The following is a 24,768-nucleotide window of genomic DNA, read 5'->3' as shown; positions in this document are numbered from 1 at the left end:
CCACAAATACCTAATCTTCATCCCCTATGTTACAGTTATTACAGTATTTGATTCTCAACAAACCCGATGACCATCAAACCGATTCGGTGGGTTGGTGCTGCCCGGGAAGAAATCCAATCTCTTCCTGAAGAAGCCCGAAAAGATGCTGGTTTTGCACTTTGGACTATCCAGCAGGGCATACCACCATCAGATTTTAAACCCATGTCGATAGTAGGCAAAGGCGTTGAAGAAATTCGGATTCGGACAGAAGATGCCTATCGGGTATTCTATATTGCTAGATTTGAAGAAGCTATTTACGTTCTCCATGCGTTCCAGAAAAAAAACCAGAAGACAGCCCAGAAAAATCTCGAAGTTGGACAGAAACGCTACCAACAACTTTTACAAAATCGTTTGAATTTAAGAGAGTCTGAACAATGAGCAAAAATACCATTACCCAAGCGGCTGATAATATCTTTCTCGACCTCGGATTTTCAGCCCAAGAAGCTGATAACTTACTAATCCGATCGCAACTGATGCTAGCCCTGCAAAATCAGATTAAACATCGCGGTTGGACAATCGACCAAACGGCTCAACATCTCAAACAGTCAAGCGACGAAATCAAAGCTTTGACTCAAGGTAAAATTGGGCAGTTCTCCGTTGACACCCTGATTATAATGCTCAACCAAGTAGGCATGACTGTCAAAGTCGAAATTTGCCCCAAGGTAGCTTAGGGCGATCGCCCTTTCATTCCCAAAACCGATCGCCCTTTCATTCACCTCACCAAAAACGCCGCACACTCCACATGAGAAGTCTGAGGAAAGAAATCCGCCGGCTGCACCCGCGCTAACTTATAATCCCCATTTTCGCACAAAATCTTCAGGTCGCGAGCCAAAGTCGCAGGCTTGCAGCTAACATACACAATCCGATTTGGCTTGATTTCCTTAATTGTTTCCAACACCGCGCGATCGCACCCTTTACGCGGCGGATCTAACAACACAATATCCGGTATCAATCCCAAAGCAGGCAGTAAACTCTCTACAGTTCCCACCTGAAAATCGACATTTTTCACATCATTTAATTCAGCATTTAGCTTAGCTTGCTCGATCGCCGCAGGTTGCACTTCTAAACCGATCGCTATTTTGACTTGTTTGGCCAGCGGTAAAGTAAAAGTCCCAATGCCGCAGTAAGCGTCAACCAAAACCTCATTTCCCTGCAAATTTAATTCCCCGACAATCACCTGCAACAGTCCTTCGGCCGCCTCAGTATTTACCTGGAAAAAAGTATCTGCCCTTAGTTGAAAGTTCAAGCCAGCAAATTTTTCTCGCAGATCGGACTGACCGGCAATGCAGCTAGTTTCCGCACCAAAAATTACATTAGTTTGAGCTGAATTCACATTCAAACAAACACCTACAAGTTGAGGATAGTGTTTCAGCCACTCAGCCGCTTGTGCTTCAATTCCCGGCAAGTCTCCCGTGCGAACTATTAAAGTTAGCAGCATTTCCCCGGTGCGCCGTCCGATTCGCAGAGACAAATGACGCAATTCTCCTGTATGTTTCTTTTCGTCGTAGACCGGCCAATCTCTCCAGTGTATGTCTTCTTTGACTTCTTTTAATAACGGATTGAGGCGCGGGTCTTGCACCGGACACTGATTGAGATTGACTAATTTGTGCGTGCTTTTTTGATAGTAACCTGCTTGCACTTGACCTGTGGCAGAAATTGCTACCGGATAAGTTGCTTTGTTGCGGTATCCCAAAAATTGGGGAAATCCTTCGATTTTTCCCGTTAATATTTCATCGACTTGCAGATTGCTAAATCCGCCAATCCGTTCTAAGGCTTGAATAATTTGATTCTGCTTGGCTGCAAGCTGGTATTCATAGTCTACGTGCTGCCACTGACAGCCGCCGCACTTATCTGCGACAATGCAGTTGGCTCGGATGCGGTGTTCGGATGCTTCCAGAAGTGTGTCCAGCTTACCTGTAGCATAGGTGGATTTGACTTGCACGAGGCGCGCTAGGATGCGATCGCCCGTCACGGTATCGGGCACAAACACCACGAGTTCGCCAAAGCGGCCAACGCCGTCGCCGGTGTCTGTCAAGTCGGTAATTTCTATCTCAACCAGTTGACCTTGCTGACAAGGGTTGGCCACTTTCGTCGAGTTGCGCGTGGAAAATTTAGATTTGGTCATTAACAAATACCTGAGTAGTTTTGGAAGCCGTTAGAAGCAGTCGTGGTAAAATTTCAGATAGTAACGCACGATCGCTGTCTCAGATTGAAGTAAGCCATCGCACTCAAGCTCAATTGCAGAGTGTATTCCTGCTTCCGAGCCCCGGCTGCTGTAACGCCGGTAGATTGCCCTCGATCGAACCTGTGCGATATGCTATTAGGGCCAAGCAGACAAAACTCGTCAAACAGTCTAAATGTCTGCCGGCATTCAAACTCTCAATCGCAGTTTTTGAATTTTTCCCACAGTACCTTGGGACACAAGGAAACTGGCTTAGTCACTAAGCATAACGCTTACTGAGATTTACCGCCTACTTCTAAGATTGATAAATGTTAGCAGCAAGGTAAGTATCCTCAGTAGGAATCTCATCTTAAAAAGATGGGAATGTCAATGAATGTTTTTCTCAAATATCCTCAAATTTGAATAACAATGAGCGTAGTTAGCCAATTAATTCTCCAAGCCGATGACGAACTTCGTTATCCCAGTACCGGCGAACTCCAAAGCATCAATGATTTTTTTAAGACGGGAGAACAGCGGGTGCGTATTGCTACTGCGCTGTCTGACAGTGAGAAAAAAATTGTTGAAGAAGCTAGCAAAAAACTCTGGAAAAAACGCCCTGATTTTATCTCTCCCGGTGGTAATGCTTACGGCCAGCGCGAACGGGCTTTGTGTCTGCGCGACTACGGCTGGTACTTGCGCCTGATTACCTACGGTATCTTGGCCGGTGACAAAGAGCCGATCGAAAGTATTGGTTTAATTGGCGTTCGGGAAATGTACAATTCTCTGGGCGTTCCTGTTCCTGGCATGGTGGAAGCTATCCGCTGTTTGAAGGAAGCTGCTTTGGCTTTGCTAAATCAAGATGATGCTAAGGAAGCTGCTCCTTATTTTGATTATATCGCTCAAGCGATGTCTTAATTGCTTTGGCGATCGAAATCGCGATCGATGTAGCGGATCGTTTGCGGGTGATTTTTGGGGTGATTTTATCTCGCAATTGCTCGCAAATGTTTCGCTTTTGTTTTTGCAGAAGTCATTAGTCATTAGTCATTAGTCATTAGTCATTAGTCATTAGTCATTAGTCATTAGTCATTAGTCATTAGTTATTAATGCTGTCCCCCCAAGCTTTCCGTCCAACGTCATCAGGAAGAAGGAAGATGGAAGAAGGAATCGAACGCAATGGTTTGATGAGCAATTAACAGCGTCCTCACGGTTGGGTGCGGTTGCTATTGTTAGGAAATCTGCCTGATTTCTGCTACGAAGCAATGCTGTTTGAGCTTTCCCAAATTTCGAGAACCTCTTGTTTTTCAATACACATTTGATTTAAAAAGTCAAGGGTTTTTTGAAGGTATTGTTTTTTGAATTTCCGGGTGTCGTACTGAATCGAAGTTTTGAGCTGTGAAAGTTGCGAAAGGCTGGGGCAAGTTTGGATTTGGTGGGCGATCGCATTTTGCCACTCTTCCAGCCTGCGGTAGGAGATAAATAGTCCGCCTTTGTCTCGCCGATGCACAAACACCACGAAAGCCCAGGATTCGACTCGCTTAATCAGATTTTGGTTGATTTTGAGGAATTGGGCGATCGACCTGACGGTGATGCGGAGCTTTTTCGAGGGTTGGATGCGGCGAAACAGTGCTGTCATGGCTGTCTATTTATCTTTATTCCAACATTGTAACACAATATGCTCGATTTGCAAACTTAAAAAATGAAACTAGAAAGTCAGGCGTGATAGCTTAGCTTTATGCAGATAGGTGATGACTGATGGTTGTAGCAGAAGCTAAGCGAGAAAAAGAATACTTGAGACGGAGATTTACTGATACCGGCCTGCGGCGGTTGGGTAAATTCCTGCGATCGTGGCGGGAAGCTAGGGGGTGGAGCGTTCACGAACTGAGCGAAAAGACCAAGCAGCATGAGGCTCAATTTTATAATCTAGGGGGAGAGCCTTTGCCGAAAGTTTTGGGGGTCAGCATTGCAGGCATTTCGAGAATCGAAAATGGCTATTACAACAAGCCTGCACCCGATCTTTTGTGGCTGTTCCTCGATGTTCTCGAACCAGTTCACCCGGTTGAAAAGCGGTTGCTTACTCTAGAAGACTTACTTTTGGTCGGAACTGAATTTTGGGACCCAAACGTCGAGGCGTAGGATTGACATAATAGTTAAATTGGATCTGTAAAATGCCGGGATTTCTTGACTTTAAGGCTGTCGTCGATCGGGAAAAACTGCGCCCTGTGCGATTTACGGATACAGGACGCGGTAGATTGGGCAAACTTCTGAAAGCAGCTAGAGAGATTCGGGGCTGGTCAATTATTGAAACAGAAATGGTCACAAAAGAATATGAGGCCGCTCTGTTTCGGACAGCAGGAGATCCTGTACCAAAAGATGTCGGTATTAGTAATGCTACTGTTAGTCGCTACGAACGCGGGAAGTTAGAAAGTTTGGATTGGCGATCGCTCTCTCTGCTATGCTTTGTCCTCAAGCCGATCGATCCGGTGACAAATCAACCCCTAGAACCCATAAACGCCCTTTACATCGCCTGCGAACATCCGCCGTACAACGATGCGAAGCTTTACGACTAAATTACCTCTCGCCCTTTTGTTTCGCCAGCATTGCCTTAGCTTGCTGCCACAAAGCATCTAACTCTTCGGGCGGATAATCCGACAAAGGTCGATCGCACGCAGCCTCAACTTTAGCAAACCGCTGCACGAAGCGATCGCTCGTTCCGTGCAAAGCAGCCGACGCATCTAAATTGTACCAGCGAGCCAATTGAATCAACACAAACATAATATCTCCCAATTCCGACTCCTGCGCCGCCCGATCCTCGTGTTTTAGAGCGTGTTCAAATTCTGCCATTTCCTCATGAAACTTATCCCAAACACCGTCTACATTGTCCCAATCAAAACTCACTTCCGCAGCTTTTTGAGAGATTTTTGCCGCAGCGGCGATGGGAGGCAAAGTGCTAGCATAACGGCTCATTTTCGAGGCTAAGGTTGGTGGCTTTTCCGAATTTGTGCCTTTTTCTGCCGCTTTGATTTTTTCCCAGTTTTCGTTAACTTCATCCACGCTGTTAACTTCTACATCCCCGAAAACGTGGGGATGTCGCCGAATCAGTTTTTCGGTAATTCCCCCAGCGATTTCGGCGAAGGTAAATTGATGGGATTCGCTGGCAATTTGAGCTTGCAGAATTACCTGCAACAGCAAGTCGCCCAATTCTTCGACGATCGCCTCTTTCTCTCCTTTGCGAATCGCGTCGGCGGTTTCATAGGCTTCTTCGATGATGTGAGGAATTAGGGTTTCGGGAGTTTGGGCTAAATCCCAAGGACATCCGCCGTCGGGCGATCGCAACGCGGCCACAACTTCTATCAAGTTTTCGAGTGCAGCGAGCGATCGGCTGTGGGAATTAGACATTAAAATTTACCTTAAGTAGAAGGAAGTTCGGCAACGAGCAATGTACGGGATGTAACGGATGTAACGGATGTAAGTCCGTCGGAAGACGGAAGACGGAAGTTCGGCAACGAGCAATGTACGGGATGTCACGGATGTCACGGATGTCACGGATGTAAGTCCGTCGGAAGACGGAAGATGGAAGATGGAAGAAAGAAGACGGAAGACGGAAGACGGAAGACGGAAGATGGAAGATGGAAGACGGAAGACAGCAAGCTTGAGCGCTAGCCATATTTTACGTTTAATCTATAAGTGGATTTACTTGTTCACCTGTTAGATTTGCTAGATGTGCGGCGGGGAGCTTTGATTTTGCGCCTTTTAATTGTCTTAGGAGGGCGCAACCCGCTCAATCCTTTCTTTTTGAATCTTTTGTAAGCCGAGCCGCCCCAATCGCTCAAATAGTGGCTCATCGCGCCCAATTCGAGACCGATGTAAACTGCTAAAATTTCGATGTAGTGTTCCGAGATCGATCGCCCGTAACCCAAAACCGCTGAGTGCCAATTTCCGGCTAAATTTCCAATTTTTTCCGCAATTACCAATCCCAACACTCCGAAAACCGCGATCCAAATCGCGAGATACAAGATTCGCAAAGCAGTGCCGATTAGGGGCCCGTGGGACAAAAAAGAGCGGTGGCGCAAGCTTTTTTGGTAGGGGAGCCAAATCGGCTTGAACCATCCCCAGCGCTGATACTGGCAGGAGTAGATATCCAAGTCGGGGCCAAACATCAGCCCGCCGAATAAAAAGCTGCCGGAAACGAGCAAAGTCAGGTTGCTGCTCTGAGTCTGGCCAAAGGTGAGGGCTGCCACCAAGGGCAAACTCCATAGAGTGATTCGATCGTGCGTGCGGCCAGAGGGCATTGAAAGTTTATGATTTTTTTAGTTGATCTTTCTGGGATACTGTGATATGATAAATCCCTGTAAGCGCAATTGGGCGATTAGCTCAGTGGTAGAGCGCCTGCTTTACACGCAGGATGCCGTAGGTTCAAATCCTACATCGCCCATACCCAATTGAAAAGAAGATAAAACGGCGGTTGAAACCCGGTTTACAGAAACTTTGGTTCGCGAATCGACGGCTCGCCGAACATTGAGTTTCGGTGTAAAGAGAGTAATGTAATTTTTAAGGGCGATCGCATTCAACCCACAGCAGGTGGGTTTTGTTGTTATAAACGCAGTTTCAACAGCCCTGTCTTTTGTATTAAAGTGAATTTAACATTTTGTGGCAGATGTCCCAGAATTTAGTACGCAATGCAGGAAAATTAATTTATAAATTTTTTTAGAACGATGTATATGAAGCCTAAGATAACTAGCCCGATCGCCTGGAAGCAAGCTGAACTTCTCATGCAGCCCGCCATGATCCGAGTCCTCGACAACATCCGCAAACAATTAGAGGAGTCCCCTTGGACGGGAACTTATCAAAACGTGGAGGTTCCAATTCCCGGCTATCAACTAATTTTAGAGCATCAAGGCGAGCAAAAATCCGTCGATATTTGGGAACTTTGCTATCAAATCTGCTTTGTCAACTACCCGCCAGCCCACACTCCCATGCAAAGCCAAGAAGTTGTAATTGATACTAGCTTGATTGAAGAAGACACAGGCGATGTAGATTGGAATCGTCTTGATACCAAAGCCAGCCAATTAATACAAGAAATCTTCGCTAATTTGAGTCAGTAGTCAGTAGTCATTAGTCATTAGTCAGTAGTCAGTAGTCAGTAGTCAGTAGTCATTAGTCATTAGTCAGTAGTCATTAGTCAACAGTCAACAGTCAACAGCCAACAGTTAACAGTCAACAGTCAACAGTCAACAGTCAACAGCCAACAGCCAACAGCCAACAGCCAACAGTCAACAATTAACAAAATCTTATGATTCAAGAATTGCACGACATTCAAGCCGCAGCCGGCGCTACATTTGCAGAATTAACAACCGCAGAAACAGTCCCAGTCAGTTTTGGTAACGACGCAGCCGCCATCGCAGCAACGAAACAAGGTGCGGCTTTGTACGATCGCACTCACTGGGGACGCATTCAAATCTCCGATAGCGATCGCCTGCGGTTCCTGCACAATCAAAGCACCAATAACTTTAACATACTCAAACCCGGTCAAGGTTGCGACACCGTTTTCCTCACATCCACCGCCCGGACGATCGACCTCGCCACCGCCTATGCTACAGAAGATGCTGTACTGCTGCTAGTTTCAGCCAACCGCCGCCGCCAACTCCTCGAATTGCTCGATCGCTACATTTTCCCAATGGATCGCGTAGAATTAACAGATTTAACCGATACAACAATCGCTTTCAGTCTCCTCGGCCCGGAAAGCACTCAACTATTAGAAAAACTCGGAGTTAGCGAACTGGAAAATCAACCCTACGCTACTCACAAAACGATCGAAAACTCCCCTCTTTCTCCCCCTTACCAAGAGGGATATCGAGGAGGCGTTCGAGTTGCTGTTGGTAGCGGTTTAGCCACTCCCGGATACACATTAATTGCGCCAGCCAGCGATGCAGCCCACTTGTGGAAAGCATTAGTCAAAGCTGGGGCCGTACCGATGGGCGATCGCGTGTGGGAACAACTGCGAATCGAACAAGGCCGCCCCGCCCCCGATTTTGAACTCACCGACGATTACAACCCCCTAGAAGCACGTTTGTCAAACACCATTTCCTACGACAAAGGTTGCTACATCGGTCAAGAAACAATTGCCAGATTGAACACCTACAAAGGAGTCAAACAGGAACTTTGGGGCGTGGAATTGAGCGGCGCAGTTGCACCCGGAACAATCATCACAATCGGAGCAGAAAAAGTCGGCAAACTCACCAGTTTTGTGCAAACCGAATCCGGTTTTTTTGGTCTTGCTTACATCCGCACAAAAGCGGGCGGCCCGGGGCTAAAAGTGCAGCTAGGAGAAATTGCCGGAGAAGTAGTCAATATACCTTTTTTAAGTTTGTAAGCTGTTGACTGTTGACTGTTGACTGTTGACTGTTGGCTGTTTGAACAATGCCGATTTAACCGGAAATGATATTAATTCCCCATTCCGAGAAACTTGAGTTAAATGATTACATATTCATCGCTCAAAACAGCTTGACTCACCTGCGGTTCCGGCTCTACAGCATCGCTGTAATTAGTTTCAATATGCTTGATGAAACTTTCCCGATAAGCTTTGAGATACGAGTTAACTTGTTCGATATCCTGCTCTCCTGTCGCGTAATGACTATCTCTTCTAAAGCGCCCAGATTCTTTGACAAAAGCCATGTCTACTTGCCACAATGCTGCATCAATCGGACGATATCCCAAATCAACAATATCGTAAGCTGCGAATCCTTGGGACTTCATAAAACTCATGACATCATACATTTGACCAAATAAAGTAACTTCAATAATTACATATTCAGTCTGCTGCAAAATTTCCGTTGCTCCCGCTAAAACATCTAATTCCTGTCCGTCTACATCCACTTTAATTAAATACGGGCCTGGTAAATTTCTTTCTCTGCATATTCCGTCCAGCGTAATTGCAGGTATGTTTCTCAAATAAGGATTGCTGCTGTCGGTAACGCGATTTTCTGAAATTGAAGAGTGCAGCATATCGGGACTGACATTGAGGGTGAAAACTCCCGATTTTTTGGTGGCTGCAGCAATAATATATTCTGCACTTGGGAGTTTCCGGCAAATTTTGGCGAGATAAGGTTCATTTTCGGCGATGGGTTCAATTAGTAAGTGTCGCGAATTCGGAAAGGTTTCGTAGAGGTTAAAAGTTCCCAATGCGGCACCGACATCTATCACTGTTTGGGGTTCAAAACCTAAGTTTTTAGCCAGCAACAAGCTGCCTGACATGGTGTTTCTAGGAACTCCTGTTTCTTGTGTGTTCATAATTCTTTTCCTGATTTTAATAAGATGCAGAAAATTGATATTGTATCCGGTAAATAGAGGCATAGCCTCGCCTCTGGTGCATTACCAGGTTCTTCCTGGTAACGAGGAATTATTTAATATTTTCGCAACCAACGGCTTCGGAAATTGAATTAAATCCTTTTTCATCTAATTTTTGCAGCAAACCTTCCAAAATTCGGCGCACCATCCAAGGGCCTTCGTACACCCAACCTGTGTAGACTTGAATTAAACTCGCGCCGGCGGCGATTTTTTCCCAAGCATCGTGGGCGGTGAAAATGCCGCCAACTCCTATTATGGGTAGTTCGCCTTTTGTATATTGCCAGATAAATCGGATGATTTCTGTCGATCGCCCCCGCACTGGTATTCCACTAATTCCGCCGGCTTCTTCGGCGATTGGTTTGCCGGTTTCTGGCAATATTTGGGTTTTCAATCCGTCGCGCCGGATGGTGGTGTTTGTGGCGATAATTCCTGCTAGTTGGTAGGTTTTGGCGATGTCGAGGATTGATGCGATATCCTCCATCTCCAAATCCGGCGCAATTTTGACTAAAATTGGCTTGATTCCCCGGTTTTCTTGTTGCAAAATTTCCAAAATTGTGCTGAGCCCCGCAGCATCTTGGAGCGATCGCAATCCAGGCGTATTTGGAGATGAAACGTTGACTACAAAATAATCCCCCCAATCTTTGAGCAGCTTAAAACTCTCCAAATAATCGGCGGCTGCCTGCTCTAACGGTGTTACCTTAGATTTACCGAGATTGATGCCGATGGGGTAAGGGGACTGAGGCATGGAACGCGAGGCCTCGGATTTTGACTGTTTCTGGGAAGCCTCAAACCGGGCGGCCATTGCTGCGGCTCCTTGATTGTTAAAGCCCATGCGGTTGAGGGCTGCGCTGTCAGCCTCTAAGCGAAACAAGCGAGGTTGGGGGTTTCCCGGCTGCGCTTGGCTGGTGACTGTACCCATTTCGGCAAAGCCAAAGCCAAAATTTGCCCAAATGTCTGCTGCTTGGCCGTTTTTATCAAATCCGGCGGCCAAGCCGACAGGGTTTTTGAAGCTTATTCCCCACTTCGATTGTTCGAGGCGAGAATCTTGCACTCCCAAAGATTTTTGCAATCGCCAGAGCATTTGGCTGGTTGCTGGGTTTGACTGGGTTCTGGCTGCGAGTTCGAGAATTTGGAGAGTGCGGTTGTGCAGCCACTCGGCGTCGGTTTTCAATACGGAAAACAACAGCGGGCGCACGCTAGATTGATATATATCCAATGACTTGTCCTGGGGCACTTGACAAATGAGAAATTAGAAGGGAAATAAAAATATTCAAAAGCCGACGACAATGAAGCGAAGATTTTTACTTCAACTTCCATCGACTTTATCTAATGTTTGAGATTGAATCATAATTGAGACGATTATATTATAGGTTGATTGTTTTTAATTTTAATTTTTAATTTTTTTAAGTTGGTAATTTGAAATTGGACAAAGGTGTGGGGAAGTTGGAAAATGGGGCATGAGCAAAGATCGAAGGATTTAGACGAACAAATGGCGGGCCTGGAGCGCGTTCTCCAAACTCTGCGAGAAGAGGAGAATGTGGAAGTGTTGCTGGAAACCACTCTGGGTTACTTGCAAGCGGAATTTGATTGGCGGTTGATTTGGATCGGGTTGTACGATCGACAAGCTCACCGATTGTTCGGGAAAGGCGGCATGACTCCTAACGGCGACTTGTCTTTTCTCAAACAGCGGTTTGCCCTGAATCCAGGGGATTTGCTCGAACAGGTGGTGATTCAACTGCGCCCGGTGGGAGTCCCGGATTTGCGATCGGAAAATAGAGCGGGAGAATGGCGCAAGGCAGCTCAAACTTTCAACGTTCAAGGCACGACTCTGTTTCCGCTGCGCTACAAAGACCGCTGCTACGGCGTGATTTTGCTGGGGACGGATCAGTGGGGAGCGTCGCCAAAGTCGGAGGAAAAAACGCAGTTGGCGATCGTATTTGGAGCGCTGGCAACTGCTCTTTATCAAATAGAAAAAGATTGGCAGCGAGAACAAGTCAAACACCCGGATGAGTCTCTATTAGCGCTGATTTCGCAGTTGCGGGAATTGCGATCGCTCGATCAATACTTGCAAGCGGTAGTAGAACAGGCCCATGAATTTATCGAGCCGGCGCGGACTAATGTTTATTGGTTCGAGGCAGAGCGGCGCTATTTTTGGCGTAGAGTCAGCAACCGCCAAGTGTCTCCGGGTTTGGGCCCAGGGCGACCGGCTTCGGGCATCACGGTGCAAGACTTGGGCGAATTTTATCAGGCTTTGACTGCAGAACAAATGGTTTGGATCGGTGAATCTCACAGTTCTTTGAAAACTGAGCTGACTGGGCGGTTGATGCAGCAAATCCGCGCTCGCTCTCTGTTGGCTGCGCCGATTGTTTCCGAAGGCGAATTGTTGGGATTTCTGGCAGTGGAAGCGACGGAGGCGCGGATTTGGCAAGACAATGAAAAACATTACTTGCGGGGAGTGGCGGAGTTGGTGGCTTTGACTGCTCCTCTGTCGGAGATGGAGGAGAAAATTGAGCAAACACAGCTCGATCGAGATTTAACTGCCGGCATTGCTCGCGCCATCTACAGCGATGCTGACTGGGAGGCGACTTTGAAAAATACTGCCGAAAAGTTGTGCTCTCGGCTCAAATGCGAATATTTTTTGCTGTTGCTGTACGGTGAAGAACAAAATTGCTTTGAAATTGTCTCCCAAAATCTGCCCCGCAACCGCAGGCCAGTGCCTTCGCCGCTCAAAGCTCTCGATGCGGCTGACAGGCTGCTGCTGCAAGAGTGCGGGGAACCTCTGGGGATTGAAAATTGGGAGGAAGACGGGCGGTTGGGAGCTTGGCGGGAAGTGCTGGCGGAGTCGGGGGTGCGATCGCTTTTGGCATCGAACACTAGGGGGAAAACGGCAAAGTCCGAAAACAGCAATCCCAAATCGCCCGTCGAAAATCAAAAATCGATCGAGGGTTTGCTGGTTGTTGGGCACAGCGCCACTCGTACTTGGAAGCGCGCGGAGCGAGAATTAGTTGAAATAGTCAGCCAACAGCTAGGATTAATCTTGCACTCTTGGCAGCAAAGTTCGGAAATCGATAAATATCAGCAATTCTCGCGATCGCTCAAATCTGGGTTAGCGGTTTTGCAGCATTCTGGCGAGGTGCAATTCGGGCAACAGAAATCTGCTTCGCCTGTAATTTTCCCAGAGTTGCCACTGCAAAAGCTCGACGGTAACTTTGCTCAACAAATTTCCCAGATAATTTCCTGTCCTTTAGTAGCCATCATTACTTGGCATCCGGGCCAGGAGTTGGGTTCAATCTCTGCATCGGTAGCGGCCAATCCCGTATTTGCCCTCAATCCCGATGCCGAGATTCCCGTGCAAACAGATGCTTTGATCCAGCAAACCCTGGCGCGAGGAGGCTTGCTGCAACTGAACTTGAGCCAAGTCCCGCTGGCGACGAAGCGGTGGCTCCGCAGTCCGGGAATTGGCGAAATTATGGCGGTGGCACTGCAGACAGCCCCAGAACACGCTCCGACGGGCATTGTGGTGGTTGCCGACGCTCAGGGCCGCCAGTGGTCTGAGTTGTCGGTGAATTTACTGAGTTCGATGGTGTCTCAGTTGGCTTGGTGGCACAGGTATTTGGCGGTGCAATCTGCCACTGAGTCGCAGCGATTGGATCTGGAAATGCTCAACTGGTACAAGCTGCGCCGTTTTGAGGATTTTTACCGCACTGTGGGAGCGGGGATGAAGGAGTTGGGGGAGTTGAGCCAGTCGATTTTGCAGTCGGCGAAGGAACAAAAGGATGCTCTGAAAACTTTGCGCTACCAACAGGTTTTGCGACAAATGGGCAATGCTTTGGGGTCAACTCATTTGATGTTGAAACACGAACAGTGGCGGCTGCAATTTGCACGAGATGCGGTGTCTGTGAGCGCTTGGTTGAGGCGATCGCTCGATCGCGCGGCCGCCGGTATCAAACAGTCGCAAGTCTTGCTGGAAGTCAACACGGAGGCTGCTGTGTCGGTGTCTGCGGGCAAGACTTTGAGCGTTCGCGCTGACAGCATCAAGCTGGATTTGATCCTGTGCGAATTGCTGGCGTTGGCTTGCAGGCGCTCTGGAGTTGGTGACAAGATTGAGATTCGCTCTGTACTGTTGGGGGAAGATTTGTTAGAGTTGTCTGTGATCGATAGCGGTCGAAAGTGCGATCGACAGTTAATTGCTGCTTTCAACGGCGGTTCCCACCACGATATACTGGCCGTTTCGTCACATAGGTCGATCGTCCAAAATCTTTTAATTTGTCAGCGAGTGGTACGCTTAATGGGGGGAGAATTTTCCTTAGAAAGGTTAGAAAATAATGCAATTGTCGCCCGCTTAGTCCTGCCCCTAGCCACTTCTTAAAATTCTGTTGACTTCCTAGGGCGCGCCTTGTGTCTACTGTTGAATAAACGAACAATTGCATGAATCACTGAATTGATACAGCAACCGCAGATGTCAGGTAGATGCAACACCGATAAACGCAGATAATGTCCTGTGAAGTGATATCAATTCCGGTTGCAATCCTCATGATGTTGACTGTTAACAGTCAACAGTCAACAGTCAACGCCTGAATTTACTATTCCGATGCTAACGGATTTGATATAACACTTGCCGCCTCAGAATTCGGAAAAAACTTGGCAGTAATCCAAGCAGTTACAATATGGGAAAGCAATCCCATTGGCCCTGCAAACAAACACAAAGCCAAAGAATGAACCGTCCAAACTCTTGTCCGCTGTCCTTCCAAATAAATCCATCGCCCGACAAACAAATCCATGACTAAAAAATGAATCCATCCCGTAGCCGCCGCCGTTTCCTCCCCCAAAAATTTAGCAATATCTGCTAGTTTTGGATTGGACAAAGCCGCCGCATTTTCCGCCGTCAGACTGCTACCAAATAAATATATGTACAAGAGGGCGAGCACCACAAACGGAATAAAGGAATTCATTACTTTTCTGGTAATTCCCCAGTTTGGCAATAAAATCATAATTGCCCAGAAAGGTAAAACAAACAGATTACCCGCATTGAAAATTAGTTCTGGTGTCATAATTTGGTGTTTGCTCCTGCAAAATGCGATAGAATCAAGACTGTTAAGATTACTTTACACAATTTTTGCTAAAAATTATCAAAATATGCCAAAAATTTAATTCACAAATTAAAAAGAGTTGCTATACTGATCCCAAATCTAAGACTTGTGTCATGGGCGATCGATTAATCGCACTACGAACCTGAGAAAACTATATTTGGAAGGTGCTGATGCGTTTAGGAATGACATCTAAAATCCGAAATATAGCGGTTCTCAAGCGTGGTGAGATATGCCCTATGCCCCATGCCCTATGCCCCATGCCCCATGCCCTATCCCCTGTGCCGGATAATACCTCATATGAGAGCTTGAAAGGCTATATCAAATTCCATGACAACAACTTATAGTAATTTTCCTGATTGGTGCAAGCATAAAGAAAATCTTTCTCCCGGTGCGAAACATACCGTAGATATACTGTTGCAAATATCAGATACTGCCGAATGCGATCGAGCCGATGAACTGCTTTCTAGTATAACAGAACTCAATCTCAAACAACTTCAAATTACCGATATCAGTCCCCTTTCATCTTTCACTCAACTTACGAGTTTGATCCTCGACAGCAATCAAATATCTGACATCACTCCCCTGCAATTTTTAACTAAACTGAAAACTCTGGTAATGGATGTCAATCAAATATCAGATATCAGCCCGCTTTCATCTCTTACTAATCTGACTAGACTCGTTCTAGATACCAATCAAATATCAGACATTACTCCCCTAGCTGCTTTAACTAATCTTACGGAACTTGTCTTGTTTGACAATCAAATATCCGATATCAGTTCCTTGGAAAATTTAACTAAGTTAAAAGCGCTGATTCTCTACACAAATCAAATTCACAATCTCGCTCCTTTAGCAAATTTAACTGAACTCAAAGTTCTCTATCTTTACAAAAATAAAATATCAGACATCAGCCCGCTGGCTTCTTTGAACAATCTACACACCCTGTTTTTATTCGAGAATAAAGTATCTAATTTAACTCCGCTAAAAGCTTTAAATAACTTAAAAAGACTGGTTTTATTCCAAAATCAAATATCCGATATTAGTCCTTTGGCAGATTTAACTGCTTTAGTTGAACTAAACCTAGGTAACAATCAAATATCAGACATCAGTCCGCTGAAATCCTTAACTAATTTGACTCAACTTTATCTGTTCAACAATCGGATTTCGGAGGGTGGGGCGCTACAAGCTTTGAATAACTTATTTTTGCTCGATTTGTACAATAATCAAATTTCTGAAATCGGTTGGCTGCAATATTTGCAAAGGTTGACGGCGCTTGACTTGCGCGGAAATCCGATTGTGAATAAGATTTGTCCTGTCAATCCTGAATCTATATGTCGGTTTTAATTGTTAAGGACGTGGCGAAATCTGGGGGCTTGTGATAGGATGTCGAACGTTGGTATCAGGAGAAAGTTATGAGTTCGCACGATGCTTTGATGTTAGTAGTGCTGCTGTTGCCAGGTTTGGCTTTGTCGATCGCAATTATGGGCAGTTTTGCCGCTGGTGGATAAAGTGTTCGATCCTGCGGATTTTAGTCCTCTGATAATTTTAAAGAGGACTAAAGTCTTCACTACCAACCTGTTGCTGCTAGTTTACAAGAATTGTGCAGTCACATCGGAATTTACCAGGGTGTTGGCGCACAAAATACCCGATGCTGCGACGGCGGGAACGCCAATTCCCGGCATGGTGCTGTCTCCCACTCGATACAAGCCTTTGACTGGGGTTTGCGGCCCGGGAAATGTGCCTTTTCCGGCGGCGATTGCAGGCCCGTAGGTTCCTTGATATCGGCGCAAATATCGGGCGTGGGTTAGCGGTGTGCCGATCGACTCTAAGACTATTCGCGATCGCAAATCCGGTATAATTTTTTCTAAAGCTTTGAACAAAGATTGCGATCGCCCTTGTTTCTTTTCCTGATAACCGCCGCCGTATTCCCAACCTGCGTAAGGTTCCAATGTATAAGCGTGAATGGCATGATGTCCGGGCGGCGCTAGAGTTTGATCCCACACTGTCGGAATTGAAATCATGCAGGTATTTCCGGGTACTGTAATGTCGATTGTGCTGTCGTGAACGACGACGTGGTGGCCGGTCAATCCTTCGAGTTTGTCGGCTTTAATGCCTAAATGCAGGTGCATGAAACTGTTGATTGCTGGCACCGACAAGGCAGTTTTTCGGTAGCTTGCTGGCAAATCTTCAGGCCGCAGTAACTTTGTATAAGTATCCCAAACGGTGGCATTTGAAATGACAATTGGGGCGCGGATAATTTCGCCGTTTTGCAAGCGAATGCCCGTGGTTTTGCCGGATTCAACTAATATTTGCTCGACTGGTGTTCCCAATCGCAATTTTCCTCCCCACCGCTGCAAGCCTCGAACTAAGGCATCGACGATCGCACCGCTGCCTCCTACAGGATATTCGATCGCCACTCGCGATCGTTCGCCAATCATAAAAGCAATTTCTGGCGCGACAGTTTCGTGGGCTTTCAAGCCCGACAGCAAAAAACACTCCAAATCGATCAAACGCCGCACCCAAGGATCGCGCACGTCTCTATCCATTAATGTACCAGCCGAACTGGCGATCGCCCCCAATGACGGTAACAGCTTCAGCAAAGCAGGCGAGTACCGAGACAGCAACATAGGTATCAATTGCCAGTCCGATCTCAGCGCCAAAGCCGGAATTCCACGCAAAGCGTCATACACAACTAATAGATTTTGTTGAAATTGCTGCAATTCTATAGCGCCTTGCGGTGTGAATTGAGCTACAGCATCTAAGTAATTTCTCGCATTAGCATAAACTGGCAAACTTCCTTCAGGGAAATGGTAATGGCCCAGCGGATCGTAGGCAATTACTGCGATCGATTCCTCCAACACATTCAAGACTTGCGACAAAGGATTGAGCGACTGCGAATCGCTCAAACCGCAATAAAAAGAAGGCCCAGAATCAAAGTGAAATCCCCCGCGCCAAAAGCTGTGAGCCGCCCCGCCCGCTATGGTGTGGCTCTCGCAGACGAGTACCCGCTTCCCGTAGCGAGAAAGCATCGAGCCTGCGACTAAGCCGCCAATACCGCTACCAATTACGATCGCATCAAAGTCTTGCATTTATCAAATGTGGTATAATTGTATTATTTATTGCTGACCCGCCAGAAACAAGTACAAGCCCAGACCTATAGCCTATTTCAAAAAGGTGAGCAACAGGCTTAGATTTGAGATTTTAGATTGAGGGCTCTATCGATACCTCATCGAGAGTGATAACTGCTATAAGTAGTGAATTATCGCAAAATTTTAGACCCTTGCTGAAATCCGGTGATTCGCAAAGCTGCAAGTCAATCGAAAATCTCAAACTTGTTCCCTCGCAAAGTCGAAAAATCTAAAATGGAAAATCCACTGCATCTTGACCCCGCCAAAAACGGAAGCCCCCGCAGGACAGTCGTGGAACTCCTAAAATTTTAGACTCAAGTTGGGGTGCCGGTGAATCACTGGCAATGCAAGTAAATCTCAAATCTCAAATCTCAAATCGACTGACAGGGTATTTTTTGGAGAGGAAAACTATGCAAGCTTTATCTATTTTAGATGAAGTTGTTCGCGAATTAGAACAAGACATCAATCTCTCGCGCATAAAAAAAATTATATTTTTTGCTTGTAAAGAGTGTTGGGAAAACGATTCGACCAAACTCGCCAGCGCCGATGTAAAGAGTTTAATCCAAGAACTCTGCGCTAAATACAACAAGTTAGAAGATATTGAAGCAGTTTTAAGCAGTCTAGTTGCTAAGGTAAATAAAAAAACCGAGTACGCTTTAATGGCAGATCAAATCGTCTGCCAACTGAGCAGGCTTTACGAATACCAAGACTTCACAAAATTAGAAACAAACATATCTAATTTTGGCGGTTATGAAGCACCTGCATTTGACGAACACTTCAGTTCGGAACTGCCACCAGAGGAGTTGAATGAAAGAGACCCCGGAGATCTATTTGATGTCCGACAAAAAATTTTACAGCAAACAAATCCGCTGAGGGCGAAAATCCTCATTTTTTCTACTCTTTATCACCAGTTCACTTTTAGCGAGCGCGACTGGATGCTGCTAAAAAGTCAAGAACTTGACAATCTGCTGCGACAACTGTTTAAAGTCTGCAGCAGTCTGCCCGAACTCGAATCTCAGTTGTACAGAACTGCCGACAGTCTCGACAACACAGACGAATCCGACCAAGTGGCTAGCGTGATTATCAAAGCGATGAATTATTGTTACGCAAAATTTCCACAGAAAGAACACGATCGAGCCGAAGATTCCGCTACCGAAGATTACGATCGAACCCATTTAAACAACAGCTTTTATCAAGAAAACGAGCCGGTTGACAGGGACAACGATTATTTTGAGTCGGGCGATATTACTCACATCATTCAAGCTGCTCCCACTCACTATTATTATGACCCAGAGCAGACTTGCTTAGTGCCGGACACGGCAGAAAATACCAAGTTTAAACAACCCGAAACCAGCAGCAATAATTCTACGGCAAATTTCGGAAAAGACTTGGTAGAAACCTTACCAGTTTCAGAAACCCCGACAGTTATCGAAATTTACGAGCCGACCGTTCCAGTTACTATCAATATTAGCGATTCCATCAAGCGTAAGTTGGGATTGGAAGAAGAAATGACAGGATTGGTCAGTCAAAGTGCTAACTCAGCAACGGATCAAATAGAAAAGATATTCAGCGAGTTAGAAGCTGCTTTGAACGGAAAATTTTCTACGGAAAGTCCAGAGGAACGTTTGTATTTGAAATATAAAAATCTCAAAGATTATGTAGAACAAGTTCAGGGATTTACCGACAAATTAATTGAAATTCTGAAGGAAGTAGAGTCAAAAGAAAGCGGGTACTCTCCTTCTGAAACCTCCGAAAATATTGCCGAAAACAGTTCAGCAACAGAGCCGCCTAATTCCCCAGAGAAACCAAATCAGTATCAGCTTGTGGAAATGGCACAACAAGGCAAGCCAAAGGCGATCGCCCTATTGATCAATCAATTGCTACAGCCTAAAGGAATTACCGCTATAGCCGGATTTAAAGACGGTTGGCTCCACGTTATTTTAGAGTCTGCCGAATTACCAAACCAAGAGACTACAGCTACATACATTCACAAAAAACTGTGTACTTTAAAATCAAAATATCTGACTCGCGTGAAAATTCACGGGCGACAGGTAGGCAACAAAACAGTCGCTTGGACTCAAGAATTTGTGAATTAAACTCATTACATCCCCGACAGAATGGCAGCATCTGGTGTTTAGCAAAAAGCTTTTTTTTATTTAGCCTGCGAGCGTCCCCGATCGCGTATTGTGTTCGCGATCGGGGACCCTCGCACTATAAAAGGCCAAACTGAGATGCTCCCGACAGAAGTTTGCGGCTACAAAAACTAAGTTTGCAAGACAAAGACTGAAATTCAAAAATTTAAGTAATAGCATATTTTACCCAGATTCAAAACAAATATGAATGCCAGCGAAATTTTAAGGCGATATACATCAGGAGAACTAGATTTTCAAGGTATGAACCTCAGAGGCGTATACCTCAGCGGCGCGGATTTAATTGGTGTAAATTTAAGCAGTGCTGACCTCTGGGGTGCAAACTTAACGATGTCATACCTGAGCAGAATTAACCTTCAGAGTGCAAATTTAACTAATGCCAAGTTGTGCGGTGCTAACTTAAATCAGGCCAACTTGAGCGGAGCAAATCTGTCCGATGCAGACTTCCACGGAGCGACTTTGCAAGGTGCAGACTGTCGCAAAGCCAACATCTCTTTAGCAATTTTTATCGATGCAAATTTGAGCGATGCAGATATGCGAGGAGTCAATTTGCAAGCTACAGACTTGCGAGGCGCTTGCTTGCGCGGTGCAAATTTGCGTAAGGAGCCGCGAATTTTTGAGGGTGCAAATTTGCGGAGTGCAAATTTGCAAGGTGCAGATTTGCGGGGCGTCAATTTGCTAGGTGCAGATTTGACTAAAGCTAATCTCAGTCAAGCGAATTTGACTGAAGCATCTCTACGGGAAGCAAATTTGACTCAGGCGAATTTGAGCGAAGCTATTTTAAATGGCACATTTTTGACTGAAGCAACTTTGGTAGAAACAAATTTTTCTTGGGCTGTTATGACAAATGCTAAGTTAGAAAGAGCTATATTAATTGATGCTGAATTGGCTGGTGCTAATTTGCGAGGTGCATTTCTTCCTGATGTTAAATTGAGCAATGCTAATTTAGTTATGGCTGATTTGAGTCGAGCTAATTTGGTGAGGGCTGATTTAAGTCGAGCTAATTTGAATCAAGCAAATTTGACTGAAACCGATATGACTGATGCTTACCTGGCTAGAACAGATTTGCGGGAGGCAATTTTGCACCGCACAAATTTGATGAGAGCCGATTTGAGCACTGCTAATTTAGCGGGAGCTCAGTGGCGCGGTACAATTATGCCAAGTGGAGAATTGCACGGGTGATTGGGAATTGGGCGAGCGCGAAGCGGAGGGATGGGGAATTGGTAATTTTTAGGGTGGCTCAGCTATTAGTTTCTCGATGCTGTCAAACAGCTAGCTGACGCATCCTGCAAGGTGCAATTTAAATCCAAAGTAGCTGAGCGCGACAGTAGTTTTTACTCATGAGTCATGGGAAATTATAAAACAGTTTTTTTGTTCAACAGCCTAACCTTACTGTTAGTTGGGCTAGTAACTGTGTGCTTGAGTTTATTCGGTTCTTCGGTAAAAGGGTTATTTTTGCCGCCTTGCTCTACCACGTATCCGGGTGCTGGTTTCTTTTTCTTGGCGTTTCAAATGTTATTTTATTTATCAGTAATGGTATGCGTTTTTACCTTTGGATTGCTGAGAATTATTCAACCAAATCGCCCAGAAAATAGATTTATTTTATATTCGGCACTGTTTGCAGGTTGCTTTCTGTTCAATGAAGTTTTTCGCACCCACGTTCATCTGGGGCGTGCGGGTTTTCCTAAAGTGACAATTGTCATATTTTATGCGGTGCTGGCAATTGCATACGGATTGGTTTTTAGGAGGCAAATTAAATTAACTCCCTATCCTTTACTGTTGAGCGGCGTTGGGTTGTTATTTGTTGCCTTTTGTGCAGAAGCGCTGCCTTTGAAAAATGAGATTTTTTTGAGCTTGTTGGAGGGAATTCCGAAGTTGTTGAGCGGGATTAATATTGCACTTTATTTTTGGTTTGTGTGTCAGGGTTCGATAGTGCGATCGCTCAATGGGGCTTTCGGGGCCGGCGGGACACTCCACAATTAAATTTACTGTTTGTGGAACAGGCTTTCCGGCCTGTTCCTACTCGATATTTTAGTCCGCGAATAAGGAATAACAAAGCCGGATTTGGTATCCCAATCAAAACAGAAAATATCTCTGCGCCATTGGCAAAACAGTTGCCGGTTCGCAAGTCAACAATTCCCCATCCGCCCTCACTTCATAGGTTTCTGGATCGACTTCCATCTGTGGCAAATAATCGTTGAGTTTCATATCTCTTTTACTAATTTGCCGCGTGCCCGAAACTGCTACAGTGGGCTTTTGCAAACCGAGCTGTGCGGCAATATCTCGATCGCGCGCCGCCTGAGAAACAAACGTCAAACAAGTCGCCCCAATCGCCCCCCCAAAGCTGCCAAACATCGGCCGCATATGCACCGGCTGCGGCGTCGGAATGCTAGCGTTAGCATCTCCCATCTGCCCGTAGGCGATCGCCCCTCCCTTAATTACCAGTTCCGGTTTAACCCCAAAAAACGCCGGCCGCCACAAACACAAATCCGCCAATTTCCCCTCTTCCACCGAACCCACATACTGACTAATTCCGTGAGTAATCGCCGGATTAATTGTATATTTTGCAATGTACCGCTTCGCCCGAAAATTGTCATTTTCTCCCTCTATTTCCCCCCCTTGATAAGGGGGGGTTAGGGGGGGTAAATTCCCCCTTTGAACCTTCATTTTATGAGCCGTTTGCCAAGTCCGAATAATCACTTCCCCAACCCTTCCCATCGCCTGCGAGTCAGAAGAAATCATACTAAACGCGCCCAAATCGTGCAAAATATCTTCAGCAGCAATAGTTTCCCTTCTAATTCTCGACTCAGCAAAAGCCACATCTTCAGGAATCCCCCGATCCAAATGGTGACAAACCATCAACATATCTAAATGTTCTTCCAAAGTATTGACAGTATAAGGGCGAGTCGGGTTAGTAGACGAAGGCAAAACATTAGCTTGGCCGCAGACTTTAATAATATCCGGTGCGTGTCCGCCGCCAGCACCTTCGGTGTGGTAAGTGTGGATTGCCCGATTTTTAAAAGCCGCAATTGTCGCTTCCACAAATCCCGCTTCATTGAGAGTATCGGTGTGAATTGCAACTTGCACGTCGTACTCGTCAGCCACACTCAAACAATTGTCGATCGTCGATGGCGTAGTTCCCCAATCTTCGTGGAGTTTCAAACCCATTGCACCGGCGAATATTTGTTCGACCAATCCTTGAGGTTGGCTGCTATTTCCTTTACCTAAAAATCCCAAATTCACCGGGAAAGCGTCGGCTGCTTGCAGCATTCTGTACATATGCCAAGGGCCGGGAGTGCAAGTGGTGGCGTTTGTACCCGTTGCGGGGCCAGTGCCGCCGCCGATCATTGTAGTGATTCCAGAGGCGATCGCCACTTCTATTTGTTGCGGGCAAATAAAGTGAATGTGAGAGTCAATTCCCCCAGCCGTGAGAATCATTCCTTCACCAGCAATAACTTCTGTACCCGGCCCGATAATAATATCTACTCTATCTTGAATGTAAGGATTTCCGGCTTTACCAATTTTGTAAATTTTCCCGTCTTTAATACCGATATCTGCTTTAACAATTCCCCACCAATCCAATATTAAAGCATTAGTAATTACCGTGTCAACAGCACCGTCAGCATTAGAAATAGGCGACTGTCCCATACCATCGCGAATAACTTTACCGCCACCAAATTTAACTTCATCCCCGTAGGTTGTGAAGTCTTGTTCAACTTCTATGAATAATTCTGTATCGGCTAACCGGACGCGATCGCCCGTTGTCGGCCCAAAAGTTTCCGCGTAGGCGCGACGATCCATTCTGTAACTCATATTAATCCACTCCTTACTTGATTTAATTTTGCCACAAACTGGTTAACCTGTTCTTCTGTTTTAAAGAATCCTTCAGCAATTAAACCAAAGGAATCATCTTGTTCTATTTCTTGATAGTTAGGTAACAAATTAGCAAATTCTTCTGCATCAATGTTTAAATAGTTTGAAATTCTATCTATGTATACTTTAACTTTTAGACCATTCCTAGGCGTACTTTCAGTTAACAAAAGATTTAAGATAAGTTTGCCATTTCGACATCTTTCTCTCAATGCCAGACCTTTTGTTGTTGTATTTATCCAAAATATATGTGGTACAACTTCGTCATAAAGTAGTCTATACAATTTTCCAACTTCATTGCTATCTGCCATTTCAGATAATTGTTCTAGGGTCAAGTTGAGATTTTTTTTGGATGTATTTACAGGTTTTATTTCAGCCTCAATCAACAATTTTCTTGCTAGTAACTCTCTACCGCTTGAGTCACGGAAATACTGGAATGTTGCGACATTGATTCTCACACCATAAGTTTCTGACAAGTATTTAATAATCCTTTCAGAATTACTATCTATCTGTGCAGCTACAATTATAATGTTGTGCTGATAATTCAAGATATCAGGGAATTCTGAGCTAAATTTATCACAAAAAGCATCTTCTAAGTTACTGCCATTTTTAGTTAGTAAATAAGCATTGGCAATTTCTGTAACTCTCTCCTTTGACAAATCCTTAACCCATGAGGCATCATCCAAGGCTTGTGCTGTTACTTCTCTTGATGTTTTGTCCTTCTTTAACTCAACAATGACTAAATCTCCGTTCCTATCTATACATAAAAGGTCAAGCTTTCCACCATAATCAGTAATCACTTGCCGACCAATGACCAAGAGATCGTCTGCTAGAATTGAAATATCATTATCTAGCCAGGTTTCTAAACGCGATTCTAAGTCTAACTTAGATTCGGTAATTTCCTTCAATTTATCCTTTGATATTTCCCACAATCTAATTTGATCTGACATATCGAATTATACTCCTACCAATTATTCTTTTTAAGCTCG

The 24,768-nt window shown here is 45.4% G+C and carries 22 protein-coding genes and 1 tRNA gene; 13 read left to right on the top strand and 10 right to left on the bottom strand.

Features of this window, described 5'->3' with window-relative positions:
* Positions 1-66 precede the first annotated feature (66 nt).
* Both IQ263_RS03345 and IQ263_RS03340 read left to right on the top strand, forming a co-directional pair.
* Positions 67-417, top strand: a complete 351-nt coding sequence (locus tag IQ263_RS03345; RefSeq protein WP_194066168.1) for a type II toxin-antitoxin system RelE/ParE family toxin — start codon at positions 67-69, stop codon at positions 415-417.
* Positions 414-710 (top strand): helix-turn-helix domain-containing protein, encoded by a 297-nt coding sequence (locus IQ263_RS03340; protein WP_194066167.1) that lies wholly within the window; start codon positions 414-416, stop codon positions 708-710. The genes IQ263_RS03345 and IQ263_RS03340 overlap by 4 nt, the downstream gene beginning before the upstream one ends.
* Before the next feature lie 41 nt (positions 711-751).
* On the opposite strand, the gene rlmD is transcribed toward IQ263_RS03340, so the two are convergent.
* Positions 752-2,164 (bottom strand): 23S rRNA (uracil(1939)-C(5))-methyltransferase RlmD, encoded by a 1,413-nt coding sequence (gene rlmD / locus IQ263_RS03335; protein ID WP_194066166.1) that lies wholly within the window; start codon positions 2,162-2,164, stop codon positions 752-754.
* A 465-nt stretch (positions 2,165-2,629) separates the two neighbouring features.
* Between rlmD and apcD the strand changes: the two genes are divergently transcribed.
* Positions 2,630-3,115 carry an allophycocyanin subunit alpha-B gene (apcD, locus tag IQ263_RS03330; RefSeq protein ID WP_194011261.1) on the top strand — a complete coding sequence of 162 codons (486 nt, stop codon included), beginning with the start codon at positions 2,630-2,632 and terminating at the stop codon, positions 3,113-3,115.
* A gap of 334 nt (positions 3,116-3,449) precedes the next feature.
* Here the strand turns inward: apcD and IQ263_RS03325 are convergent, their stop codons facing one another.
* Positions 3,450-3,833, bottom strand: a complete 384-nt coding sequence (locus IQ263_RS03325) for a hypothetical protein (RefSeq protein WP_194066165.1) — start codon at positions 3,831-3,833, stop codon at positions 3,450-3,452.
* 119 nt (positions 3,834-3,952) lie between these two features.
* On the opposite strand from IQ263_RS03325, the gene IQ263_RS03320 reads away from it, so the two are divergent.
* Together IQ263_RS03320 and IQ263_RS03315 are read left to right on the top strand one after the other, a co-directional pair.
* Complete coding sequence (locus tag IQ263_RS03320) at positions 3,953-4,333, top strand: helix-turn-helix domain-containing protein (RefSeq protein WP_194011258.1); 381 nt, start codon at positions 3,953-3,955, stop codon at positions 4,331-4,333.
* Between the two features lie 32 nt (positions 4,334-4,365).
* Complete coding sequence (locus tag IQ263_RS03315) at positions 4,366-4,767, top strand: helix-turn-helix transcriptional regulator (RefSeq protein WP_194066164.1); 402 nt, start codon at positions 4,366-4,368, stop codon at positions 4,765-4,767.
* Between the two features lies 1 nt (position 4,768).
* Here the strand turns inward: IQ263_RS03315 and mazG are convergent, their stop codons facing one another.
* Together mazG and IQ263_RS03305 are read right to left on the bottom strand one after the other, a co-directional pair.
* A complete protein-coding gene (gene mazG, locus IQ263_RS03310; RefSeq protein ID WP_194066163.1) occupies positions 4,769-5,596 on the bottom strand; it encodes a nucleoside triphosphate pyrophosphohydrolase in 828 nt (275 codons plus the stop codon).
* A 302-nt stretch (positions 5,597-5,898) separates the two neighbouring features.
* Complete coding sequence (locus IQ263_RS03305) at positions 5,899-6,489, bottom strand: metal-binding protein (RefSeq protein ID WP_194066162.1); 591 nt, start codon at positions 6,487-6,489, stop codon at positions 5,899-5,901.
* A gap of 71 nt (positions 6,490-6,560) precedes the next feature.
* On the opposite strand from IQ263_RS03305, the gene IQ263_RS03300 reads away from it, so the two are divergent.
* From IQ263_RS03300 to ygfZ, 3 genes are all read left to right on the top strand, one after another.
* A tRNA-Val gene (locus IQ263_RS03300) sits at positions 6,561-6,632 on the top strand.
* Between the two features lie 286 nt (positions 6,633-6,918).
* Positions 6,919-7,302 carry a hypothetical protein gene (locus IQ263_RS03295; protein WP_194066161.1) on the top strand — a complete coding sequence of 128 codons (384 nt, stop codon included), beginning with the start codon at positions 6,919-6,921 and terminating at the stop codon, positions 7,300-7,302.
* Between the two features lie 188 nt (positions 7,303-7,490).
* Entirely contained in the window at positions 7,491-8,570 is a 1,080-nt protein-coding gene (gene ygfZ / locus IQ263_RS03290; protein ID WP_194066160.1) for a CAF17-like 4Fe-4S cluster assembly/insertion protein YgfZ, read from the top strand.
* A 98-nt stretch (positions 8,571-8,668) separates the two neighbouring features.
* Here ygfZ and IQ263_RS03285 read toward each other — a convergent pair whose 3' ends face one another.
* On the bottom strand, positions 8,669-9,487 hold the full coding sequence (locus tag IQ263_RS03285) for an FkbM family methyltransferase (protein ID WP_194066159.1): 819 nt from the start codon (positions 9,485-9,487) through the stop codon (positions 8,669-8,671).
* 109 nt (positions 9,488-9,596) lie between these two features.
* Positions 9,597-10,760: a quinone-dependent dihydroorotate dehydrogenase gene (locus IQ263_RS03280; protein ID WP_194066158.1), complete on the bottom strand. Its 1,164-nt coding sequence runs from the start codon at positions 10,758-10,760 to the stop codon at positions 9,597-9,599.
* Positions 10,761-10,994: 234 nt separating this feature from the next.
* On the opposite strand from IQ263_RS03280, the gene IQ263_RS03275 reads away from it, so the two are divergent.
* The gene (locus IQ263_RS03275; RefSeq protein ID WP_194066157.1) at positions 10,995-13,913 is read left to right on the top strand and encodes a sensor histidine kinase; all 2,919 of its coding nucleotides are present in this window, start codon (positions 10,995-10,997) and stop codon (positions 13,911-13,913) included.
* Between the two features lie 214 nt (positions 13,914-14,127).
* Here IQ263_RS03275 and IQ263_RS03270 read toward each other — a convergent pair whose 3' ends face one another.
* On the bottom strand, positions 14,128-14,595 hold the full coding sequence (locus IQ263_RS03270; RefSeq protein WP_194066156.1) for an ABA4-like family protein: 468 nt from the start codon (positions 14,593-14,595) through the stop codon (positions 14,128-14,130).
* A 366-nt stretch (positions 14,596-14,961) separates the two neighbouring features.
* Here IQ263_RS03270 and IQ263_RS03265 point away from each other — a divergent pair, with 366 nt between their 5' ends.
* Positions 14,962-15,975: a leucine-rich repeat domain-containing protein gene (locus IQ263_RS03265; protein ID WP_194066155.1), complete on the top strand. Its 1,014-nt coding sequence runs from the start codon at positions 14,962-14,964 to the stop codon at positions 15,973-15,975.
* Positions 15,976-16,220: 245 nt separating this feature from the next.
* On the opposite strand, the gene IQ263_RS03260 is transcribed toward IQ263_RS03265, so the two are convergent.
* Positions 16,221-17,720, bottom strand: a complete 1,500-nt coding sequence (locus IQ263_RS03260) for a phytoene desaturase family protein (RefSeq protein ID WP_194066154.1) — start codon at positions 17,718-17,720, stop codon at positions 16,221-16,223.
* 449 nt (positions 17,721-18,169) lie between these two features.
* Here IQ263_RS03260 and IQ263_RS03255 point away from each other — a divergent pair, with 449 nt between their 5' ends.
* The 3 genes from IQ263_RS03255 to IQ263_RS03245 all read left to right on the top strand — a co-directional run bounded on the left by IQ263_RS03255 (position 18,170) and on the right by IQ263_RS03245 (position 21,892).
* Complete coding sequence (locus IQ263_RS03255) at positions 18,170-19,855, top strand: hypothetical protein (RefSeq protein ID WP_194066153.1); 1,686 nt, start codon at positions 18,170-18,172, stop codon at positions 19,853-19,855.
* Positions 19,856-20,095: 240 nt separating this feature from the next.
* On the top strand, positions 20,096-21,091 hold the full coding sequence (locus IQ263_RS03250) for a pentapeptide repeat-containing protein (RefSeq protein ID WP_194066152.1): 996 nt from the start codon (positions 20,096-20,098) through the stop codon (positions 21,089-21,091).
* Between the two features lie 165 nt (positions 21,092-21,256).
* A complete protein-coding gene (locus tag IQ263_RS03245; RefSeq protein ID WP_194066151.1) occupies positions 21,257-21,892 on the top strand; it encodes a hypothetical protein in 636 nt (211 codons plus the stop codon).
* A gap of 93 nt (positions 21,893-21,985) precedes the next feature.
* Here the strand turns inward: IQ263_RS03245 and ureC are convergent, their stop codons facing one another.
* Together ureC and IQ263_RS03235 are read right to left on the bottom strand one after the other, a co-directional pair.
* A complete protein-coding gene (ureC, locus tag IQ263_RS03240; protein WP_194066150.1) occupies positions 21,986-23,722 on the bottom strand; it encodes an urease subunit alpha in 1,737 nt (578 codons plus the stop codon).
* Positions 23,719-24,729: a PDDEXK family nuclease gene (locus IQ263_RS03235; protein WP_194066149.1), complete on the bottom strand. Its 1,011-nt coding sequence runs from the start codon at positions 24,727-24,729 to the stop codon at positions 23,719-23,721. Before IQ263_RS03235 ends, ureC begins: the two co-directional genes overlap by 4 nt.
* Positions 24,730-24,768 lie beyond the last annotated feature (39 nt).

It is taken from the genome of Tychonema sp. LEGE 06208 (genome assembly GCF_015207505.1).
GTDB lineage: Bacteria > Cyanobacteriota > Cyanobacteriia > Cyanobacteriales > Microcoleaceae > Microcoleus.
This window is presented reverse-complemented; position numbering and strand designations above follow the sequence as displayed.

Bases quoted from the DNA above. Each gene is read 5' to 3' on its own strand.
- IQ263_RS03250 (WP_194066152.1), top strand. From the start codon at position 20,096: ATGAATGCCAGCGAAATTTTAAGGCGATATACATCAGGAGAACTAGAT.
- rlmD (WP_194066166.1), bottom strand. From the start codon at position 2,164: ATGACCAAATCTAAATTTTCCACGCGCAACTCGACGAAAGTGGCCAAC.
- IQ263_RS03345 (WP_194066168.1), top strand. From the start codon at position 67: ATGACCATCAAACCGATTCGGTGGGTTGGTGCTGCCCGGGAAGAAATC.
- IQ263_RS03270 (WP_194066156.1), bottom strand. From the start codon at position 14,595: ATGACACCAGAACTAATTTTCAATGCGGGTAATCTGTTTGTTTTACCT.
- IQ263_RS03235 (WP_194066149.1), bottom strand. From the start codon at position 24,729: ATGTCAGATCAAATTAGATTGTGGGAAATATCAAAGGATAAATTGAAG.
- IQ263_RS03340 (WP_194066167.1), top strand. From the start codon at position 414: ATGAGCAAAAATACCATTACCCAAGCGGCTGATAATATCTTTCTCGAC.
- IQ263_RS03320 (WP_194011258.1), top strand. From the start codon at position 3,953: ATGGTTGTAGCAGAAGCTAAGCGAGAAAAAGAATACTTGAGACGGAGA.
- IQ263_RS03285 (WP_194066159.1), bottom strand. From the start codon at position 9,487: ATGAACACACAAGAAACAGGAGTTCCTAGAAACACCATGTCAGGCAGC.
- apcD (WP_194011261.1), top strand. From the start codon at position 2,630: ATGAGCGTAGTTAGCCAATTAATTCTCCAAGCCGATGACGAACTTCGT.
- IQ263_RS03245 (WP_194066151.1), top strand. From the start codon at position 21,257: ATGGGAAATTATAAAACAGTTTTTTTGTTCAACAGCCTAACCTTACTG.
- IQ263_RS03315 (WP_194066164.1), top strand. From the start codon at position 4,366: ATGCCGGGATTTCTTGACTTTAAGGCTGTCGTCGATCGGGAAAAACTG.
- IQ263_RS03255 (WP_194066153.1), top strand. From the start codon at position 18,170: ATGCAAGCTTTATCTATTTTAGATGAAGTTGTTCGCGAATTAGAACAA.
- mazG (WP_194066163.1), bottom strand. From the start codon at position 5,596: ATGTCTAATTCCCACAGCCGATCGCTCGCTGCACTCGAAAACTTGATA.
- IQ263_RS03265 (WP_194066155.1), top strand. From the start codon at position 14,962: ATGACAACAACTTATAGTAATTTTCCTGATTGGTGCAAGCATAAAGAA.
- IQ263_RS03305 (WP_194066162.1), bottom strand. From the start codon at position 6,489: ATGCCCTCTGGCCGCACGCACGATCGAATCACTCTATGGAGTTTGCCC.
- IQ263_RS03325 (WP_194066165.1), bottom strand. From the start codon at position 3,833: ATGACAGCACTGTTTCGCCGCATCCAACCCTCGAAAAAGCTCCGCATC.
- ygfZ (WP_194066160.1), top strand. From the start codon at position 7,491: ATGATTCAAGAATTGCACGACATTCAAGCCGCAGCCGGCGCTACATTT.
- IQ263_RS03295 (WP_194066161.1), top strand. From the start codon at position 6,919: ATGAAGCCTAAGATAACTAGCCCGATCGCCTGGAAGCAAGCTGAACTT.
- IQ263_RS03260 (WP_194066154.1), bottom strand. From the start codon at position 17,720: ATGCAAGACTTTGATGCGATCGTAATTGGTAGCGGTATTGGCGGCTTA.
- IQ263_RS03275 (WP_194066157.1), top strand. From the start codon at position 10,995: ATGGGGCATGAGCAAAGATCGAAGGATTTAGACGAACAAATGGCGGGC.
- ureC (WP_194066150.1), bottom strand. From the start codon at position 23,722: ATGAGTTACAGAATGGATCGTCGCGCCTACGCGGAAACTTTTGGGCCG.